This window comes from Mesorhizobium sp. B2-4-1 (genome assembly GCF_006442185.1).
Classification (GTDB): domain Bacteria; phylum Pseudomonadota; class Alphaproteobacteria; order Rhizobiales; family Rhizobiaceae; genus Mesorhizobium.
The window spans coordinates 306224-326164 of record NZ_VFVN01000004.1 but is presented as its reverse complement, the minus strand read 5'-3'; the positions used below and the strand labels follow the sequence as shown (position 1 = coordinate 326164).

The following is a 19941-nucleotide window of genomic DNA, read 5'->3' as shown; positions in this document are numbered from 1 at the left end:
GGGTCAGGCCGCGCGGCTTGCCAGCGCTTCGAGCGCGATGAACAAACGCTCGCCCTCGATCTTCACCGGAATGGTGCGCACCGCGCCCTCGTCGGCGCCGAGCGCCTTGCCGGTCTCCAGCGAGATGACCCAACTGTGCAAGGGGCAGGTGACCGCCGCGCCATGCACGATGCCCTGGCTCAGCGGCCCGCCTCTGTGCGGGCAATGATCGTCGATGGCGAAGACCTGGTCCTCGGCGGTGCGGAAGATAGCGATCTTGCCCTGCGGCGTGGCAACACAGCGCGCGCCCCGGCGGGGGATGTCGGACAGGGAGCCGATCGGTGTCCAGGTCATTGGGTCGCCTTTACTTGATACGAATGCGCCCAGGCGCCCCCCTCTGTCCTGCCGGACATCTCCCCCTCAAGGGGGGAGATCGGCAGTTTTGCTGATGGCGTCCGTTCTGCGAAGTTGGCGATTGGCAAAGGCCGTTGTGGCATCCAATCTCCCCCCTTGAGGGGGAGATGGCCGGCGGGACAGAGGGTGGCTCGCGCGAACATCTCCATCACTCCGCCGCCTCCGCGAACCCGACCGAGGCCATCGGCCGGAACTCGTGCTTGTCCTTGCCTGACACGCGTTCCGACCACGGATCGACCTGGGCGAATTTCTGGGAAAAGACGAAGCGGTCGTAGAAGGCCTTGCGCTTGTCGCCATCGTCCATGATCTGGCGCTTGATCTCGGCGATGCCGACGCGCTTGGCCCATTTGTAGATGCGTTCGAGATAGCGGGCCTGCTCGCGGTACATCTGCGTCAGCGCCACGATATGCTCCAGCGCTTCGTCCTCGGTCTTGACCAGGCCAAGCACTTCGGTGCCCTTGATGTCGAGGCCTGCCGCACCCGCGAAGTGGATCTCGTAGCCACTGTCGACGCAGATGACGCCGACGTCTTTGCAGGTCGCCTCGGCGCAGTTCCTCGGACAACCCGACACCGCCATCTTGACCTTGGCCGGCGTCCACGAGCCCCACATGAATTTCTCGATGCGGATGCCGAGACCGGTGGAATCCTGCGTGCCGAAGCGGCACCAGTCGGAACCGACGCAGGTCTTCACCGTGCGCAGTCCCTTGGCATAGGCGTGGCCGGAGACGAAGCCGGCCTGGCCGAGGTCGGCCCACACCGCCGGCAGGTCTTCCTTGTGGATGCCCAGCATGTCGATGCGCTGGCCGCCGGTGACCTTGACCATCGGGATATCGAACTTATCGACGACATCGGCGATGGCGCGCAGTTCGGCGGCATTGGTGACGCCGCCCCACATGCGCGGCACCACCGAATAGGTGCCGTCCTTCTGGATGTTGGCGTGGACGCGCTCGTTGATGAAGCGTGACTGGTAGTCGTCCGCGTATTCGTCCGGCCAGTCGCAGACGAGATAATAGTTGAGTGCCGGCCGGCATTTGGCGCAGCCGCAGGAGGTTTTCCATTCCAGTTCCTGCATGATCGCGGGAATGGTCTTCAGCGCCTTGGCCTTGATCAGCCGGCGCACCTCGTCATGGCCGAGCGTCGTGCAGGAGCACATGGGCTGTACGGCGGCCGGGTTGTACTTGTCGCCGATGGTCAGCACCATCAGTTTTTCGACCAGCCCGGTGCAGGAGCCGCAGGAGGCCGACGCCTTGGTGTGCGCGCGCACGTCGTCGAGCGAAGTCAGCCCCTTGGCCGCGATCGCGCCCGTGATCTTGCCCTTGCAGACGCCGTTGCAGCCGCAGATTTCCGCATCATCCGGCAAGGCTGCAACGGCCGCCATAGGGTCCAGTGGGGCACCCCCCTGGTAGGACTGGCCGAAGATCAACGTATCGCGCATTTGCGATATGTCTGTTTGCTTCTTCTTGAGGTCGTTGAACCAGGCGCCGTCCGCGGTCTCGCCGTAGAGCACGGTGCCGATGATGCGGTCGTCCTTGAGCACGAGGCGCTTGTAGACGCCGGCCGCCGCGTCGCGCAGCACGATCTCCTGGCGGTCCTCGCCCTCTGCGAAGTCGCCGAGCGAGAACAGGTCGATGCCGGTGACCTTGAGCTTGGTCGGCGTGTCCATGTGGACAAAACCGACCGCCTCGTCGGCGGCGAGCTGGCGGGCGGCGACGCGGGCCATCTCGTATAGGGGGGTGACCAGCCCATAGATCTGGCCGTTGACCTCGGCGCATTCGCCGAGCGCGTAGATGTCCGGGTCGTTGCTGCGCATGCCGGCATCGACGACGATGCCTCTGTTGACGGCGATGCCCGCCTCCTTCGCCAGCGCTGCGTTCGGCCGGATACCGACGGCCATCACCACCAGCGTCGCGGGGATGACGGTGCCGTCGACGAGTTCGACCTGCTCGACCTTGCCGTTGCCCGTGATCGCCTTTGTATTGGCCTTGGTGACAACCTTGATCCCGCGCTGCTCGACGGCGCGCTGTAACAGATAGCCTGCCGCCGGATCGAGCTGGCGCTCCATCAGCGTCGGCATGACATGCAGCACGGTGACGTCCATGCCTTGCGCGTTGAGGCCCGCTGCTGCTTCCAGTCCGAGCAGTCCGCCGCCGATGACCACAGCCTTGGCGCGCGACTGGGCCGCGAGCATCATCGCCTGGACGTCGTCGAGGTCGCGATAGGTGAGAACGCCGGGCAGGTTGTGGCCGGGCACCGGGATGATGAACGGCACCGAGCCGGTGGCGATGACGAGCTTATCGTAGGGTTCGGTGACGCCGTGGTCCGACGTGACGGTCTTCGCTGCGCGGTCGATGGCGACGATCTTGTGGCCCTTGTAGAGGGTGATGTTGTTGGCGATGTACCAGCCGTCGCCATGGATGATGATTTCTTCGTAGGCCTTCTCGCCCGAGAGGACCGGCGACAGCATGATGCGGTCGTAATTGACGCGCGGTTCCGCGTTGAAGATGGTGACGCTGTAGCGGTCCGGCGCCTGTTCCAGCAGGTGCTCCAGCATGCGCCCGGGGGCCATGCCGTTGCCGATGATGACGAGTTTTTGGGTCATGTTCCTAATCCGCTCCGGTGTCACTCTGCAGCATAGGAAAGGGTCGACGCCTTGGTTGATGCGGCCCGCCCCATCCGCCTGACGCTGACATGCATCCAGGCAAAGCAGGCGACGACGAGGACGAAGAGCAGCATGAAGCAACTCGACCAGACGCCGGTGAGATCGTTCAGCGCGCCAAAGGCGATCGGCAGGATGAAGCCGCCAAGGCCGCCGATCATGCCCACGACGCCGCCAACGGCCCCGACGCTCTGCGGATAGTAAGCCGGGATATGTTTGTAGACGGCGGCCTTGCCGAGGCTCATGAAGAAGCCGAGCACGCAGGCGACGGCGATGAAGGCGAGCGGGCCGATCTCGAAATGGAAGGCGATCGGCCCGCTGATGCCGCGCACCACATAGTCTGCCGAGGGGAGAGACAGCACCAAGGTCGCGACGGCACAAACGGAGAAGGTCCAGTAGAGTACGGTACGAGCGCCGACGCGGTCGGAAAGCACTCCGCCATAGGCGCGGAAGATGCTCGCGGGAATCGAATAAGCCGCGCCGATCATGCCGGCGGTCGCCAGCCCGAAGCCGTAAACGCCGATCAGGTAGCGCGGCAGCCACAGCGACAGCGCCACGAACGCACCGAAGGAGAAGAAGTAATAGAAGGCGAAGCGCCAGACCTGCGGGTTCTTCAGCGGCGCGAATTCCTGCCAGAAGCTCCTCGCAGGCGTGGTCTTGCCGGCGCGGCGCTCGCGAATCACGGGATCGTCGCCGGTCGTGAACCAGAAGATGGCGGCCATGATGACGAGTGCTGCCGCCCAGATCAGCGCGACCGATTGCCAGCCCCAGGCGAGAAGCACGAAAGGCGCCAGGAATTTGGTGACAGCGGCGCCGACATTGCCGACACCGAAGATGCCGAGCGCCGTGCCCTGCCTGCCCGCCGGGAAGAAGCGCGAGACATAGGCGACGCCAACGGCGAAGGAGCCGCCGGCAAGCCCGACGCCGAGTGCAGCGATCAGCATCTGTCCGTAAGTGTGCGCAAAAGCGAGCAGGAAGGTCGCTACCGCCGCAGCGAGCATGGTGGCGGTGTAAACCAGCCGTCCGCCATAGCGGTCGGTCCAGACGCCGAGCACCATGCGCACGAGGGAGCCGGTTAGGATCGGCGTGCCGACGAGCAGGCCGAACTCCGTCTCGTTCAGCCCAAGTTCCTGCTTTATGCGCACGCCGATGATGGAAAAGATCGTCCACACCGCAAAGCAGACTGTGAACGCGATGGTGGACATCACGAGCGCCTGCCGGGGGGCATTGTCCTGGCTGGGCGCGGCTGGGAGGATTGCGGTCATGTCAGGCTCCGGTTTGCGATGGAGAAGCACCGCGCGTGTTTTCTTGATCGATGGTCAGCGGCGCGGCATCAGCGCGGCGAGCTTGGCGCGTTCACTTGGGCACCTTTGCCCTCGGCCACGGCGCCAACCGGGAACAGCATCTTCGCTGCGACGAACAGCGCCGCCGCCAGCGCGCTGCTGGCGACAAAATCGCGGCGCGTGAAATCCTTGAGGGTTGTTCCAGTTCCGATCCGTTTCGTCATCGTCGTCTCCGGTTGGGCGCTGCCTGGGACCAGCACCGTCGATTGCGTGTTCGGCCAAACAAAAAAGCCGCCGGCCAGGTCTTCGCGTCCGGGAATCCGGATCGCGTCTTGACCTGAGCGGCAGCTTTGCCTGTGGGCGCCCGCCATTGGACGCCTGTTCCGTGACCCACTAAGGGTCCGGTTATTTCAATGCAGGAACCGTGCCAGTCTCGCCTTAGAAAGGAATTTCGAATGAATTCAGCTGAATAGCCGATTCACGGGCAGATCCGGCCACCAGGTGACAAGGCCAAACATTGGTCAGCTATGCGATCAGTCCGCATAAATTTTGTGCAATGCACAAGAATGGCGCGGAAATGATCACCCTTGCCGCTGCGCCCCGATATAAGCGTCGATCTGGTCCGGATCGAAGATGCGGCCGTCGAAGAAACCGTCGGGGCCGAGCACCAGGCTTGCCCCGGCCGAGCCGACGGGCGTTGCGATCTTCAACGCCCCCTCGACCTTGGCATTGGCGCCCGGCAGCGCTACGCCGAGTGGCTTCAGCGCCGCCCGATAGAGGTCGGGCCGGTAGCAGTCGCGGGCGACGGCGAGGTTTTCAGGCGTGTGCGCGATATCGCCCCAGCGCACCATCTGGGTGTAGAACCACAGCGCATGGCTCTTCCAGGGAAAGTTCGCCGCCTTGTCGAACGGAACGAAGAAGTCCTCGACGTTCCGCTCGGCGCCGCTGCCGAGGCGGAGATGTCCGGTCAGGACCGGCATCTGGATTTCGGCGGACTGGCCAAGGAGGCCGGGCTGCGCCATCAGCGCCGCCAGTTCGCCTCGATTGGCCGGGTCCTGGCACCAGCGGGCGGAGTGGTGCAGTGCCCTGAGCAGCGCCGCCAGCGCCTCCGGCTGCGCTTCGGCCCAGGCCTTGCGCGCACCGATCACCTTTTCGGGACTGTTGCGCCACAAAAGCGCCTTGACGGTGACGATGTGGCCGGTGCCGGCCGCGACGGACGCACTGTTCCAGGGTTCGCCGACGCAATAGCCGTCGATGCGGCCGGCGGCCAGCGCGTCGGCCATGAAGGGCGGCGGCACGATGACGATCTCGATCTCACCGTCGGGGTCGATGCCGCAGGCGGCGAGCCAATAGCGCAGTTCGTAATTGTGCCCGGAATGCGGATGCACGACGGCGAAGCGTAGCGGGTCGCGGCCGGCCGCCGCGCGTTCGCGGATAAACGCGCCGAGCGCCGCGCCGGCGCGGGCCGGATCGAGATCCGATACGGCGCCGTGCGCCGCCATGCCTTCCCAGACGACGTTGGAGATGGTGACGCAATTGCCGCCGAGGCCGAGCGAAAAGGGCACGATCGTCTCGGATGCCAGCGGCGTGAGCCCGAGGTTGCAGGCGAGCGGCATCGGCCCAAGCATATGGGCAAGGTCGAAATGGCCAATGGCGATGCGGTCGCGGATGTTGGCCCAGGAGGTTTCGCGGTGGAGGACGAGATCGACGCCTTCGCGCGCGGCAAAGCCCATTTCGCCGGCCGCGACCAGCACGGCGCTGTCGAACAGGGGCATGAAGCCGGCGGTGATCTGATGCGCAGCTGTCATGCTCATTCATCCTCCAGCGGCCCGAGCAGCCCGGCTGTCGTCACCAGGCTATGGGCGATGTCGCTGATCTTGCGGTTCTGGTTCATCGCCGTCTTGCGCAGCAGCGTGTAGGCCGCGTCTTCGCTCAGACCCCGCGATTTCATCAATATTCCCTTGGCGCGGTCGATGACCTTGCGGTTCTCGAGTTCGCTGCGCGCTTCCTCCAGTTCGCGTGCCATGCGAGAAAAGGCGTTGAAGCGGCTGACGGCCATGTCGAGGATCGGCTTCACGCGTTCCTGCCTGAGGCCATCGACGACATAGGCGGACACGCCGGCATCGACCGCGGCCTCGATAGAGGCCTGGTCGGAACGGTCGACGAACATGGCGATCGGGCGCTTCACCGCGCGCGACAGCTGGAACATGTTCTCCAGCATGTCGCGGTTGGGATTTTCGAGGTCGATGACAATCACGTCGGGTTCGATCTCGGCGATGCGGCGCGCAATGCCCGCCACGTCATGGACGACGGTCACCCGCTGATGGCCGGCCTCGCGCAGTCCCGCCTCGATGATCGAGGCGCGGATACGGTTTTCGTCGATCACCAGGACGGCTAGGGAGGATAGGACCATGCCCCGCATTGTGGGCAAGGTCGCGGAATTGTGCAATGCGGCATAGCCAGTGCAGCAGAAGGGGCGTGGCCGCAGCTTACCGCATTGCAATCAGGCCACGCAGATGCACTTCAGCGATCCTCGGGTCAGGTGCAGACACGAACCTCTTCGATCACCCTGTGATGGTGGCGCCAGTGTTTCACCAACTCGATGTGGCAGCGGTGGTGACGATGGTAGCGGCGGTATTCGCGGTCGCTGTAACGAACATCGCTGTCCTCGTCGTCGTTATAGCGATTGTCGATATAACGCTGGCGATCGTGATGGCGGCGCACGACGACCTCGCCATTGTCATAGTCGTCGTCGGGCGAATACTGGGGCTCGTCGCCGGACTGGATGGTGACGCTCGCGGCCTGCGTCGGCGCAATGACGGAAGCCGAAGCGGCCAACGCCATCATCGAGGCCAGGAAAAAGCTTCTCATGTCTCGTCCTCCTGTTGTCCAAGCCATATCAACTCGCAAAAGGAGCCGCCGTTCCGATACCGCCCTACACGCTTTCCAACGCGGTCGACATCAAGGCGTTATCGGCGCGTGGCTACAGGCGGACAAAGGCGGTCAGCGGCAGATGGTCGGAGGCGACCCGCGACAGCGGCGTGTCATGCGCTTCGACGGCCGCGATCATTCCGTGCCGGTTGGCCACGATGCGGTCGAGCGCCAGCAGGGGCAGGTTCGAGGGGAAGGTGGGAACAGCCGGAGGCAACGGTCCAAACGTCAGATGCAGCGTGTTCAGCGCGGAGCGGTTTCCGAGGCGCCATTCGTTGAGGTCGCCGAGCAGCAGCGTCGGCTTCTCGTCGGGGCTGTTCATGATATCCAGTACGACCTGTGCCTGCTGCGACCGCGAACGGCGCAGCAGGCCCAAATGCGCCGCGATGACGCGCAGGGACTGGCTTCCGTCGAGGTCGATTTCTGCCACCAGAGCGCCACGCGGTTCCAGCCCGGGAAGCCTGATCTGATGCACGTCGCGCACGACGCCCTTTTTGAAAAGCAAGACGTTGCCGTGCCAGCCATGGCCCTTGCCGGTTGCCGAAATCGGCACCGGCACCAGGCCGGTTTCCAGTTCGAGCCGGGACAGGTCGAGAAGTCCGGTCCGGTCGCCGAAACGATTGTCCGCTTCCTGCAGGGCGATGACATCCGGGTCGATCTCGCGGATGACGCGACTGGTGCGCTCGGGATCGAACTTGCGGTCGACGCCGATGCATTTGTGGACATTGTAGGAGGCGACCAGCGTTCCGGTGGCGTCCGCCTTGTTGGTCGACGTGGCATTGGCCTTCCGCATCCGTTTGTCGCGAATGGACAAAAGCATGCTTGCCGGCAGGCTGCGCCCGTTCACCCGCATCGTTTGCCCGCCATTCCTGCTGCTTGCACCATGCACCTCAAAAAATAGAACCTTTCGGCATCTGTTCCATCATCGATTTCAAGCTATCTGGCAAACACGTCCTTTTGTTAAAGATAGGGCGAGCCCAGCCACAGGATGCGATCGAACAGACGGATGACGAATGGCCGCGCCCGCAATGCTTCCAGCGTGACAGGGACGGCCGTCTCGATCGCCGCCGCGATCCGCTTTTCGACCTCGCTGGCGAAGCCGGCGTCGAGTACCTCCAGGTCGATCTCGAAATTGAGCCGTAGCGACCTGGCGTCAAGGTTGGAAGACCCGATATAGGCCCATGCGCCATCGATCGAAAGCAGCTTCGAATGGTCGAAAGGTCCTTCCGTGCGCCAGACGCGGCAATAGTGCTTCAGAACCTGGTCGAATTGCGCCGTCATCGCACGGTCGACAAGGAAAAGATTGTTCACCGCCGGCACCACGATATCGATTTCGACACCGCGTCTTGCCGCGGTCGTCAGGGCGCTGATCAGTTCGCGGTCCGGCAGGAAATAGGGCGACATGAGGCGGATCGATTTGCGCGCGACGGAGAAGGCGCCGATCAGCAGCTTGTGATTGGTCTCGACGCTGGCGTCCGGGCCGGACGCGACCGCCCGCACCAGCATGGGCGTGGCGGGCGCCGGCGACAGCGGGGCAATTCGCCAGGCATCGCCCTTCAGCGCCTCGTTGCTGGCGAAACGCCAATCTTCGGCGGCAACCGAAAAGAGGTCGGCTACCACTGGACCGGTCACGCGAAAATGCGTGTCCCTGGAACTGTTGGAGCCGGCAAACTCGGCGGAAAAGCCCTTGCGAATGTTCATGCCGCCGGTAAAGGCAACCGTGCCGTCGACCACCAGGATCTTCCGGTGGGTCCTCAGATTGGCATAGGGCAGGTGCAGGCCCATGACGATGTTGCCGTTGAAGAGCCCGGCGGTGATGTCGGCGCCGCGCAGGTGGCCCAATATGCTGGGCACGGAATAGCGGGCGCCTACGGCGTCGATCAACACGCGCACGCTGACGCCGCGGCGGACCGCCCGGGCAAGGGATTCCACGAAGAGCAGGCCGACGGGGTCATTGTCGAAAATATAGGTTTCGAGCAGGACGCTGCGTTCGGCGCCGTCGATGGCCGCACACATCGCGGTGTAGGCTTCGTCGCCTGTTTCCAGGACCGTGATGGCATTTCCCGGATGAAGCGCGCGCCGCGCCACCCTGTCGCCCAGCGTCCTGAGGCCGATGAAGCGCGGCCCGTATCGTTCGACGATCAGGGCCTCCTCGGCGGCAATGTCGCGGTCGTGCCTGGCGGACGCCAGATCGCCGGCAAGCGAGCGCTGTGCGCTGATCGAGGCGCGCCGGATGCGGTTGATGCCGGCCACGGCATAGATCAGCACGCCCAGGATCGGCGACAGCACCATCACGCCGACCCAGCCGGTGGCGGCCCGGACGTCCTCCTTGGTCATGACGGCATGGGCAATGCCAACGCTGGCGATCATCACCGAGATGATCGCCAGGATTTGAGGCCAGTGAGTCGTCAGGCTCTGCAGCATGGCCGGAACTATCCAGCGAGCGGGTACAGAAGGCAATGCGGCGGGTCATTCGCCCGTTCTCATGCTTCCGCGGGTTATCGCGTCCGCACGCCGGCTACGCGCTGGCCATTCCTGATCGCGTCAGACCGCGCGGCCCTCGCCGTCGAAGAAGTGCAGGTTCGTCGGGGCTGCGTCCAGGCCGATCTCGGCGCCGATCTCGGGCGCCGTTCCTTGATTGTGGATGACAAGACAAGTCTGGCCCGCGTCCAATTCCACGTGGATGAGCGTGACGGCGCCAGTGTATTCGGCAAGCTTTACCTTGCCGCGCAGCGTGGCGGACGAAGGCTGGGCCAGCGACAGGTGCTCGGGCCGAACGCCGATCGAGACGGCCGCCGCAGGCACGGACGCCCCGTGGGTGATTGGCCGTCCATCGGCGAGCGGCAGGATGTTCATCTTCGGGCTGCCGATGAACTGGGCGACGAAAATGGTTCGGGGGCTGTCGTAGAGCTCGCGCGGTGAGCCGACCTGTTCGATCTTTCCGTCGCGCAACACCACGATCTTGTCGGCAAGCGTCATGGCCTCGATCTGATCGTGGGTCACGTAGATCATCGTCGTCGACAGGCGCTGGTGGAGCGCGGCGATCTCGGAGCGCATGTGCACACGCAGTTCGGCGTCGAGGTTCGAAAGCGGTTCGTCGAAAAGGAAGACGTCGGGATTGGCGACGATGGCGCGGCCGATGGCCACGCGCTGGCGCTGCCCGCCCGACAGCTGACGCGGGAAACGGTCGAGCAACGGCTCGAGCTTCAGCGTCGCGGCGGCCTCCGAGACGCGCCGGGCGCGCTCGCCGGCCGGCACTTTGCGGACCTTGAGGCCGAAGCCCATATTGTCGCGGACGGTCAGGTGAGGGTAGAGCGCGTAGGACTGGAACACCATGGCCACGCCGCGCCTGGCCGCCGGAACCTCATTGACCAGACGGCCGCCAATGTGGAGTTCGCCCTCGCTGAGATGCTCGAGGCCGGAGATCAGCCGCAACAGCGTCGACTTCCCGCATCCCGACGGGCCGACGAAGACCACGAACTCGCCATCCTCGATCTCGAGATCGACGCCACGGATCACCTCGACCGTTCCGAACCGCTTGCGGATGTCCTTGAGCAGAAGCTTTGTCATGACTCCCCTTATCCCTTGACGCCGGAGAGGGCGAAGCTCTCGATGATCTGGCGCTGGGCGATCAGATAGATGATGAGGATGGGAACCACGGCCAGGCTCGTCGCCGCCAATTGCAGGTTCCACAAGGGCAGGCCGTAACTGTCGTTGAAGTTGGACAGCGCCAGCGGCAGCGTGAATTTTTCAAGCGAACTGAGGAAGATCAGCGGTTCGAGGAACAGGTTCCACGAATGCAGGAAGGTGATGATCGCAACCGCCGCAAGCGCCGGCCGCGCCATGGGCAGGGCGATCTTCAACCAGACGCCGAAGCGCGAGAGGCCGTCCATCTTGCCGGCCTCTTCGAGTTCCCTGGGCAGCGCGAGGAAGAACTGACGCATCAGGAAGGTCGCCACGACGCCCTGCGGGCCGAAGACCGGCAGAAGGATGAGCGGCCAGTGCGTGTCGATCAGGCCCATGGCGCGGATCAGGAAGAAATTAGGGATGATGGTGACCTCTTCCGGCACCATCAGTGCCATCATCAGGAACAGCATCAACAGCCCGGCGCCGGCAAAGCGGATGCGCGCCAGCGCGTAGCCCGCGAGCGAGGCGATGAACAAGGTCAGCACCGTCACCGTCGCGGCGATGTAGAGCGAGTTGAAATACTGCCGCGCGAAGGGCTGATAGGTGAACACTTCCGCGAAGTTCTCGAAGCGCCAGACGCGGGGAATCAAGGTCGGCGCGCCGAAGATTTCGGTGGTGCTCTTGAAGCCGCCGGAAATCATCCACAGGAACGGGAACACGAAGGGCACGGCCAAAAGCAGCAGCGCCATGGTCCAGCAGATGCGATAGAGAATCTCGGTCCGGCGCTGGGTCACTCCATCTCCTTCCGCCGCAACATCACCTGCACGAGGGTGAGCGCCATCACGATGACGAACATGATCAGGGCCAGCGCGGCCGCGTAGCCGACGTTGAAGAATTTGAAGCCTTGCTGATAGATGTAGAAGGCCAGCACCAGGGTGCCGTTTTCCGGGCCGCCGCCGGTCATCTGGTAGATGTGGTCGAACACCTTGAACGAGCCGATCGTCGTCAGAACCATGATGACCAGCGTCGTCGGCGCGAGCAGCGGCCAGGTGATCATGCGAAAGACCTGCCAGCGCGAGGCGCCTTCCAGCGCCGCTGCCTCCTCGTAGTCGCGCGGTATCGATTGGAGCGCGGCGATGTAGAGGATCATGTTGAGGCCGACCATCTTGATGACTCGGGTGACGATGACGGCCGCCATCGCCCAGTTGGGCTCGCGCAACCAATTCGGGCCATCGATGCCGATCCAGGCGAGCATCTGGTTCACGGCGCCGCCTTCGCCCTGCAGCATGAATTTCCAGACGATGGCCCAGGCGATTGCCGATGTGACCACCGGCGCGAAGAAGACCGTGCGAAAGAAGACGACACCGAAGAACGGCCGCGAAAGCGCCAGCGCGAGGGAGAGCGCCAGCGCCATGTTCAGGGGAACGAGCCCCAGCGCGAAGATCACGGAATTGCGCACGACATGCCAGAAGTCGGGGTTCTCCAGCAGCGCATTCTGGAAATTGCGAAGCCCGACGAAGGTCGCCTGCTGGCTGAGCAGGTTCCACTCGGTCGTCGAATAATAGAAGATGGCGACCAGCGGCCCAAGGAAGAAGACCAGGAAGCCGATCAAGGTCGGGCTGACGAACAGCCATGCCTCCAGCATCTCCCTGGCCTTCAAGCTCAGCCACGGCGCGCTGGCAGGGCGCGCCGCATTGTCCCGGGATGCCATGCCGGCCATGAACCGAAATCCTGTCAGAGCAATGGCTGAATGGCGGCGCAGACGCCCTTCAGCGCCTCTTCGACATTGGCGTCGGCCCGCCACAGCGCGTCGACGCGCGGCGCCATCGCGGCGAATATCTGCGGCACATGCTCATGCGAAGGGTGAACGCGGCCGTTGACGATCGCTGCGGCGACGCTTTTCATCTGCTCGGGCGGGATCAGCTTGTTGGAGTTGACGAAGGCGTCGCTCTCCAGGACGCTCTTGCGGGCCGGCGGAAAGAACTGGGCCATGACAGCCACATTGTCCTTGCTGGTCATGTCGGCCACGAGTTGCGCGGCAAGCTCCTTGTTCTTGCCGGACGCAAAGACTGTCAGCGCGGCCTGGCCGATGACCGGAGCTTCGCCGGCGGGTCCCGAAGGCAAGGGGGCGATGCCCCATTTGAAGCCTGCCTCGGGCATCTTCGAGGCTCGCGAGATCTGGTTCACGGTCATCGCCGAATTGCCGGAGAAGTAGTCGCCCTGCTCTCCCGGCGGCACGATCGACCTGTCCTTGAACACCATATCATGGAGCTGCTTGATGGCAGCCACCGCTTCAGGCTTGTCGAGGCCGCACTGGCCGTCGGCCCACAGATCGCCGCCGTAAGCGCGCACGGGCGGCAGCAAGGCGTGCGTCATACGCGATGCGTAACCTTCGCCATCCTTGAATTCGAAGCCCCATTTGCCGGGATTAGCCTCGGTGATCTTTTTGGCGACCTCCTGGAATTTCTGCATGTTCCACTCGCCCTTCGCGGCGAGCTGGTTGGGATCTTCGACACCTGCTTTGTCGAACATGTCCTTGTTGTAGTAGATCAGGAAAGGCGAGGTGGAGAAGGGCACGCCGTAGACCTTGCCGTCCTTCTGCCAGAGCGCCATGGCGGGCTGGGAGAAATCGTCGAAATTGTATCCCTCGGTCGCCTTGAGCGTCGGGCCGATGTCCATCAGCAGCCCGGCGTTCTCGAAAGCGGGTGCGGCATCCTCCATCATCCAGGCGATGTCGGGGGCGTTGCCCCCGGCGACCTGGAAAGTGAGCTTCTGCGTGTAGTCGGCGACCGGAACGGTCTCGAATTTCACCGTGACGCCCGGATGCTTGGCGATGAAGCCCTGGGCGATGCCGTTCAGCATCTTGAGGTGGGCCTCGCTGCCCGTCCACACGGTCACTCGGAGTTCCTGGGCCAGCGAGTGCGCCGACAGGGCGCACAGCGCCAAGGTCGATAGTGCAAGTTTGATTGCGGTCTTCATGGTTTCCTCCCGAAACGCCGATGGTCCAATCAACAACTGCGGGCGCGCAACGAACGGGCCGGCAGGCGGCGGCGACTTGTCATGCTGTTGTCCCCGGCAGCGCGCTGGGCGCGTCGCCGATCGTCCAGCCGCCGTCGACGGGCAGGTCAGCCCCGGTGACGTAGCGGGCGGCGTCGCTGCACAGAAAAACGAAGGCGCCGACGAGGTCGTCGGCCTGGCCGTGGCGGCCGGCGGGAATCTTCGCCGCGACCGCTTGGCGGAAGGCTGCGTCCCGGTAGCGCTCGGCGGTTGCCTCCGTCTCGATCGCGCCGGGCGATACCACATTCATGGTGACGCCATGCGGCGCAACCTCGCGTGCCATGGCGCGCACCGCCGTAAGTTGCGCCGCCTTCAGCGAAGCATAGACGATCGTTTCCGCGCGCGGACGCCTCGCCATCACGCTGCCGGTCGCGACCACGCGTCCCCATCCGCGCTTGGCCATGGCGGGAACGAGCCGCGTGGCCAGGGTAAGCAGGGCCGTGAAGTTTGCCGCCACATGGGCCTGGATATGCGCTTCGTCGATCTCGCTCCATGCACGGCGCCGCTCGATCGCGCCGTTCGAGACGAGGATGTCGATGGGCCCGGCGCCGGCGGCTTCATCGGTAAAGGCCGACATTGACTTGCTATCGGTGAAATCGGCCTCGAGAACCGCGGTGCCCGGGCCGATAGCGGCAGCCGTTTCGCGCGCGCCGGCGGCGTCACCGAAGTGATGCAGCGCGACGCTGGCGCCATGCTGCGCCAGGGCGATCGCAACCGCGCGCCCGATGCCGGAGCTGGCGCCGGTCACCAGCGCCCGCCGTCCGGCAAGGGAAAAACGGTCCTTGCTCACGGCGACGGCTCCCCGAGCTTGCCGGCCACCTCGAACGAGGCGATGTCGGCCGCGTCGAAATGCTCGTGAATGCGCCGGTCCGCGAGATCGGTGTCGCCCGCCATGATCGCGTCGTAGATCGCCTGGTGCCGTTCGACGGTGGCCCGCCAATCCGTTTCCGTGCGGTTGGAGCGCTGGGAGAACAGTTCCGAAACCTCGCGTTGGACAGACCGCATCCCTTCCATCTGAATACGGATCATGGAGTTGCCCGTGGCCGTCGCGAGGCCGAGGTGGAACAGAATGTCGGCTTGCGTGAAATCGCCAGGCCTCCCGATGCCGGCGTGCATGTCGAGCACGGCCTGGCGCATCATTTCCAGGCCGCGCGGATCGCGGCGCTCGGCGGCCAGCCTGGCTATGCCAACCTCGATGACGCGGCGCATCTCGTTGGCTTCCTGAAGCCGCGTCAGGCTCGAACGGACCGCATAGGCGTAGATGCGCTCCATCGGCTCGCCGCTAAGTGCCTTGGCGCGGGCAACTTTTCCTTGCTGGGTCGAAACGAGGCCGGCGCTGGTCAACTGGCGCAGCGCCTCGCGTGCGATGGGCTTGGAGACGCCGAATTCCCGGGCGATCTCGCCTTCCGGCGGCAGCGCTTCGCCAGGCGCGATGCGTCCGTCGAACAACGCCGCGGCGATCGCATCCGAGACGCCGTCCGCGAGGCGGGAAGGGCTCGCGAGTTTCGCGGAGAAAATCGGCTTGCGTGCTTCGTCCAGGGGCATTCGGAATCCTTTCCGAGCTCACTAGCACGGTTTTCCCAAACATAGCAACTAAGTTTTTTGGTTGCTAAGTTTACAAGTGAAAGCTATGAAGGCGGTGCGAGAGGACCAAGGGAGAAATCTGGAGCCGATGCACGTGAGCGATCCAATCGCGGCGGGGCCGCTGAAGATTGCCGAGGTGATTGCCCATCCCCTCAGCCAGACATTGCCCCGGCCCACGGTCACGTCCTGGGGCGTCTATGAAAAGGTCTCGCTGGTCCTGGTCGAAGTGCGCACGAGCGAGGGCATTGTCGGCGTAGGCGAAACCCTGGCGCGGTTCTCGCCCAAGGCTTATGTCGAGCTGATCGAAAGCTCGCTCAAGCCGCGCCTGCTCGGCCAGGACGCGCGCAACATCGGCGCCCTATGGCAGTCCATGCGCCGCGCGCTTTCGGGCAGGGCGGGCGGCGTGCTGATCGAGGCCATCGCCGGCGTGGACATCGCGCTATGGGATATATTGGGCAAGGCGACCGGACAGCCGATCGCGAAGCTTCTCGGCGGTGTCGGACGCGACCGCATCGACGTCTATGCCGCCGCGGTCAACTGGGTCGACGACGATGCCGCCGACGCTGAACTCGATCGTTATCTCGGCGAGGGCTTTACGCGCATCAAGGTTAAGATGGCGCGGCCCGTGCGCGAAGCCTGCAAACGGATCGAGCGCATCCGCAAGCGCGCCGGCGATGCGATCGGGCTCTGCGTCGATGCGAACTGGGCCTACAATCTGGACGAGGCGGTCGAGGTAGGTCGTGCGCTTTCGGCAAACGGCTATTTCTGGTTCGAGGAGCCGCTGCAACCGGAAAACGAGCAGGGCTACGAGGAACTGCGCCGGCGCTGCGACGTGCCGCTGGCCGCGGGCGAGAGCAATTTCACGTTGGACCAGGCGCAGCGCCTGATCGCCAACCGGACGTTGTCCGTGCTGCAGCCCGACGTGGCGCGCGCGGGCGGCATCTCCGAGACGCGTCGCATGGCCGACTACGCCGCGGCGCATGATGTCCGCTACGCGCCGCATATCGGCATGTCGGGCATCGTCTGCGAGACCGCAAGCGTCCATCTGTCAGCCGCGATGCCGAACTTTGGCGTCATGGAGTGCGAGTGCGACGCGAGCCCGTTCAAGGCCAGCCTGGCCGATCTCGCGCCCGGTTGCGTCAGGCAGAAGAACGGCACGCTGGACGTCCCGCAGAAACCGGGGCTCGGTATCGAGATCGACTGGGGCGCCGTCAAGAAACTGAAAGCCGGATGAGGCCGAGATGAAGAACCAGGTTCCAAACCAGGGCGCTGACCTCGCCGAGGCGATGCGGCTGGCGTTGTTGCGCGCGGATCCCGCGCTCAGCCGCTTCGACCCGCTGCCGCGGATATTGTCGTTCGACGACTTCGCGCGCGGCCATTGCGGCTGGTCGCAGCTTGTCGGTAACTATGAGGACGATCTGGACACCATGCTGCCGGGCTACGCACAGCATACCAGCGCGATGCTGTCGACGCTCGCGCACTGGGACGCCGGCTCACATGGGGGAATGGATTCATCCTATGCGTTGAAGGTTGCGACACGTCCCGTGCCGGGAGCCCGCAACGTCGCCATCAAACGCCACACATTCAGGAAGCGCGGACCGATCCGCTTCGAAATGTATTTCACCTTCAAGCCCGAAGCCAATGCGCTGAAGCTGTCCGAAACCGATGTGCGCTCCGTCGGCTTCCTGTTCGACCTGCAGGGCGGAGACCAGGATGGCAACAGCGATCGGGTCATGCCGCATCTGCGCTTTTTGAACGCGCTCGACGGCGAGCACTTGCAAAAATGGCAATACAAGCGCGAGACCGAGAAGATCATCCCGATCGGCAGCGACGACAAGACGATCAGCCACTATCACCTGTCGCCGGAGGGATGGCTCGACCTTCCCGGCGGATCGCAGCGCCTGTGCTACAACGAGATCCCCACCAAGGTGAACTGGACTTATCTGTGCTTCGATTTCGATCTGGAATCGATGACGGCGCTCGGGCTGCGCTGCAACGATCGCAGCTTCGATCTCTCGGGATTCGATTCGATCCGCATTCCGGCGATGAAGAATCTGTGGTGCATGCTCAATTTCGGCCTCTTCGCTGAAACCGACGTTGCCAAACGGGCCTTCCTCTATGTCGATTCCATCTGCATTTCCGGAGACTTCTGATGCTGCCCGAGAACATCACCGCGGTCGTCTCGCGCAACGAGCGCTGGCGCGGCGAGGCCGCCAGCGAGCCTTACGAGGCAGGATGGGCGCGCGAGGCGATCTTCTTCGTGCGCGCGTTGAAGCAACCTGTCGGCCCTGCGGCAACGGCGTGGATCGAGATCTCGCCGGATGGAATGCACTGGCTGCGCGAAGGCACCGAGTTTGTCATGCCGGCCGAGCGCGACGGCATGGCAATGGCGCGGCTTAGCCATTTTGGCAACTGGCTGCGCGTCGCGGCGCGTTTCGACAGCGGCGCGGAGTGCAGCGTGCTCGTGACGCTGCACCTGAAGGCCTGAACACGCCTCGCCAAACGTTGCCGCCGGCCAACCCTTACTGTTCACGGAGACATCATGATCGACCCTTATGCGACGTTTGCCCAGGACAGTTTTGCCGGCAAGACCGTGCTGGTGACCGGTGCCGCGAGCGGCATGGGTTTCGAGACCGCCCGTGCCTTTCTTTCCAAGGGCGCCGAGGTCGTGATGTGCGACCGCGATACCGAGGGGTTGGCGAAGCGCCATGACGAATTGAGCGGAAGGGCCGGGACCCCACCGCACAAGGTGGTGGCCGACATGGGCGACCCCGACAGCATCGCGCGCATGTTCGACTATTGCGACGCCAGGCTGGCGCGGCTCGACAACGTCGTGACCTGCGCGGCGATCATCACTGCCAAGAGAATCGCGGAGCAGGATTGGGCGCACTGGCAGCGCGTCCTCGGCGTCAATCTGCTGGGCACCTTCTTCACCGTCCAGGGGGCGGTGCAGCGCATGCAAGGCAATGCCGGCGGGGGGAATATCGTGTGCGTGGCCTCCGACGCCGGTGTGCATGGCGGCGGCGGGCTCATCGCCGACACCGCCTATGCGGCGTCCAAGGCCGGCACGCTGTCGCTGGTGAAGTCGGTTGCGCGCGAATTGGCGGGAAAGAAGGTGCGCATCAACGCCCTCAATCCGGGGCCGACCGATTCGCCGATGCATTCCCATATCGACCAGGCTCTCAAGGACCGCATCGCGGCCAATTTGCCGATGCGCCGCATGGGCCGGCCCGACGACATGGCCGCCGCGATCCTATTTCTTTGCTCGGACGCCGCGAGCTTCGTCTATGGCGCGGCGCTCGACGTTGATGGCGGCTCGATGTTCCGCTGACCGGCACCGCCAAGCATGGTGACCGGCGTTAGCACCGGTCACCGCGCCCTGCCGGCGGCACGACCTACGGAATTAGGCGCTCTCCATGACTTTGCTCGGAACCTGACATACTTGAAACCGAAGGTTCGGCGAACGTTCTCCTCAGGCGGAAATGCCGCCTCTGCCCGTCTTGATCCCCGCCATCCAGGGTATGGAGGTCGAGACGTCTTCAAGGATCCTGGCCGAGCGCGCAAAGCCGGCAAAAGCATCGCGTGCCAGCGAGGCTGGGACATGGCCGTCATAGGCGCGTTGACACGCGCGCAGGGCGGTTTCGAAAATCGGGCCTCTGCGGTTCCGGGGCCAATTCTGCAGAAACTCGAATGCATCTTCGAGGCACGCTACTTCCTCGATCATGAAATCCCCGTTCTTCACCAGAACAGGCTGCTCGAACATTTTGTCATTCATGAACTTCCTCCATTGGCTGGATGCTTTTGAGGGGTTGGCCCCAACCCCTTCATTGGGGCAGTTCATCGTTTCACGAGACGCCGAACTGCTCTAACTGTTTGTTTCTACGTAATCTCCAGGGAAAAAGCGGTATGCGCTTTTCCCGGGATTGCTCTAGGCTGCTTCAGGTTCCGGCAGGGAAAATGCCCCGCCACCGCCTGCCCTCGGCGGGATCGCCGCGCAGACCGGGCTCGGAGGTGGATCGTCATCATCGTCTTCACCTCGGGTGCCCGCGATCCAGCGGGACCAACTCCCTCGACGGAAGCGGCCGAAAGAACGCCGCTGGGACCGAGACGCCGCCCTGTGCGGCGGATGCCCTTGCTCGCGCTCATCCAGTGCCTTCAGCGCGCGAAGGATCTCATCCACATTCATGACCGAGCCGTCATCCAGCCTGCGCAGCGACGGAGCGTCGTCAACCGCATGCGCGTCCGAGGCCCATGAGGCAAGCAAGGCACGCTTCGCCTCAAGGCTCATGGTTGAGCAGTTGAGAACGTCGCCGGGGTTTTTCGGCACCGGCGAGACGTCGATGCGGGTCGGTTTTCTTGTGCCGGCTTGAAGAAAGATATCAGCTTCGCTTGTCATCTCCGTTCTCCGCA

General features: G+C 64.1%; 21 protein-coding genes. 4 read left to right on the top strand and 17 right to left on the bottom strand.

Annotated features, from left to right (window positions below; translation table 11 throughout):
* Positions 1–3: 3 nt before the first annotated feature.
* From nirD to FJ949_RS13240, 15 genes are all read right to left on the bottom strand, one after another.
* Positions 4–333: a nitrite reductase small subunit NirD gene (gene nirD, locus FJ949_RS13310; protein WP_140496179.1), complete on the bottom strand. Its 330-nt coding sequence runs from the start codon at positions 331–333 to the stop codon at positions 4–6.
* A gap of 208 nt (positions 334–541) precedes the next feature.
* Positions 542–2992, bottom strand: a complete 2451-nt coding sequence (gene nirB / locus FJ949_RS13305; protein ID WP_140496178.1) for a nitrite reductase large subunit NirB — start codon at positions 2990–2992, stop codon at positions 542–544.
* A gap of 20 nt (positions 2993–3012) precedes the next feature.
* Complete coding sequence (locus tag FJ949_RS13300; protein WP_140496177.1) at positions 3013–4314, bottom strand: nitrate/nitrite transporter; 1302 nt, start codon at positions 4312–4314, stop codon at positions 3013–3015.
* Positions 4315–4382: 68 nt separating this feature from the next.
* Complete coding sequence (locus tag FJ949_RS13295; protein WP_140496176.1) at positions 4383–4703, bottom strand: hypothetical protein; 321 nt, start codon at positions 4701–4703, stop codon at positions 4383–4385.
* A gap of 210 nt (positions 4704–4913) precedes the next feature.
* On the bottom strand, positions 4914–6140 hold the full coding sequence (locus FJ949_RS13290; protein ID WP_181172119.1) for a CmpA/NrtA family ABC transporter substrate-binding protein: 1227 nt from the start codon (positions 6138–6140) through the stop codon (positions 4914–4916).
* Positions 6141–6142: 2 nt separating this feature from the next.
* A complete protein-coding gene (locus FJ949_RS13285) occupies positions 6143–6745 on the bottom strand; it encodes an ANTAR domain-containing response regulator (protein WP_140496174.1) in 603 nt (200 codons plus the stop codon).
* 125 nt (positions 6746–6870) lie between these two features.
* Positions 6871–7203: a hypothetical protein gene (locus tag FJ949_RS13280; protein ID WP_140496173.1), complete on the bottom strand. Its 333-nt coding sequence runs from the start codon at positions 7201–7203 to the stop codon at positions 6871–6873.
* A 112-nt stretch (positions 7204–7315) separates the two neighbouring features.
* On the bottom strand, positions 7316–8116 hold the full coding sequence (locus FJ949_RS13275) for an endonuclease/exonuclease/phosphatase family protein (protein ID WP_140496172.1): 801 nt from the start codon (positions 8114–8116) through the stop codon (positions 7316–7318).
* Between the two features lie 107 nt (positions 8117–8223).
* Positions 8224–9687 (bottom strand): phosphatidylserine/phosphatidylglycerophosphate/cardiolipin synthase family protein, encoded by a 1464-nt coding sequence (locus FJ949_RS13270; RefSeq protein WP_140496171.1) that lies wholly within the window; start codon positions 9685–9687, stop codon positions 8224–8226.
* A gap of 120 nt (positions 9688–9807) precedes the next feature.
* Positions 9808–10833 (bottom strand): ABC transporter ATP-binding protein, encoded by a 1026-nt coding sequence (locus FJ949_RS13265; RefSeq protein ID WP_140496170.1) that lies wholly within the window; start codon positions 10831–10833, stop codon positions 9808–9810.
* Positions 10834–10841: 8 nt separating this feature from the next.
* Positions 10842–11684 carry a carbohydrate ABC transporter permease gene (locus FJ949_RS13260; RefSeq protein ID WP_140496169.1) on the bottom strand — a complete coding sequence of 281 codons (843 nt, stop codon included), beginning with the start codon at positions 11682–11684 and terminating at the stop codon, positions 10842–10844.
* On the bottom strand, positions 11681–12601 hold the full coding sequence (locus FJ949_RS13255; protein WP_140496454.1) for a sugar ABC transporter permease: 921 nt from the start codon (positions 12599–12601) through the stop codon (positions 11681–11683). Before FJ949_RS13255 ends, FJ949_RS13260 begins: the two co-directional genes overlap by 4 nt.
* A 23-nt stretch (positions 12602–12624) precedes the next feature.
* Positions 12625–13869 carry a sugar ABC transporter substrate-binding protein gene (locus FJ949_RS13250; RefSeq protein WP_140496168.1) on the bottom strand — a complete coding sequence of 415 codons (1245 nt, stop codon included), beginning with the start codon at positions 13867–13869 and terminating at the stop codon, positions 12625–12627.
* Between the two features lie 79 nt (positions 13870–13948).
* Entirely contained in the window at positions 13949–14737 is a 789-nt protein-coding gene (locus tag FJ949_RS13245; RefSeq protein ID WP_140496167.1) for an SDR family oxidoreductase, read from the bottom strand.
* Positions 14734–15492, bottom strand: coding sequence for a FadR/GntR family transcriptional regulator (locus FJ949_RS13240; RefSeq protein WP_140496166.1), 759 nt, complete (start codon positions 15490–15492; stop codon positions 14734–14736). The genes FJ949_RS13245 and FJ949_RS13240 overlap by 4 nt, the downstream gene beginning before the upstream one ends.
* A gap of 133 nt (positions 15493–15625) precedes the next feature.
* On the opposite strand from FJ949_RS13240, the gene FJ949_RS13235 reads away from it, so the two are divergent.
* From FJ949_RS13235 to FJ949_RS13220, 4 genes are read left to right on the top strand one after another with little or no spacing between them, the layout of a single operon-like run.
* Positions 15626–16765 (top strand): mandelate racemase/muconate lactonizing enzyme family protein, encoded by a 1140-nt coding sequence (locus FJ949_RS13235; protein WP_224646427.1) that lies wholly within the window; start codon positions 15626–15628, stop codon positions 16763–16765.
* Positions 16766–16817: 52 nt separating this feature from the next.
* Positions 16818–17684, top strand: coding sequence for a DUF6772 family protein (locus FJ949_RS13230; protein WP_140496452.1), 867 nt, complete (start codon positions 16818–16820; stop codon positions 17682–17684).
* Positions 17684–18019, top strand: coding sequence for a hypothetical protein (locus tag FJ949_RS13225; protein ID WP_140496164.1), 336 nt, complete (start codon positions 17684–17686; stop codon positions 18017–18019). Before FJ949_RS13230 ends, FJ949_RS13225 begins: the two co-directional genes overlap by 1 nt.
* 54 nt (positions 18020–18073) lie before the next feature.
* A complete protein-coding gene (locus FJ949_RS13220) occupies positions 18074–18862 on the top strand; it encodes an SDR family oxidoreductase (protein WP_140496163.1) in 789 nt (262 codons plus the stop codon).
* Positions 18863–19003: 141 nt separating this feature from the next.
* On the opposite strand, the gene FJ949_RS13215 is transcribed toward FJ949_RS13220, so the two are convergent.
* On the bottom strand, positions 19004–19306 hold the full coding sequence (locus FJ949_RS13215) for a DUF982 domain-containing protein (RefSeq protein WP_140496450.1): 303 nt from the start codon (positions 19304–19306) through the stop codon (positions 19004–19006).
* A gap of 153 nt (positions 19307–19459) precedes the next feature.
* Entirely contained in the window at positions 19460–19927 is a 468-nt protein-coding gene (locus FJ949_RS13210) for a hypothetical protein (protein ID WP_140496162.1), read from the bottom strand.
* Positions 19928–19941 lie beyond the last annotated feature (14 nt).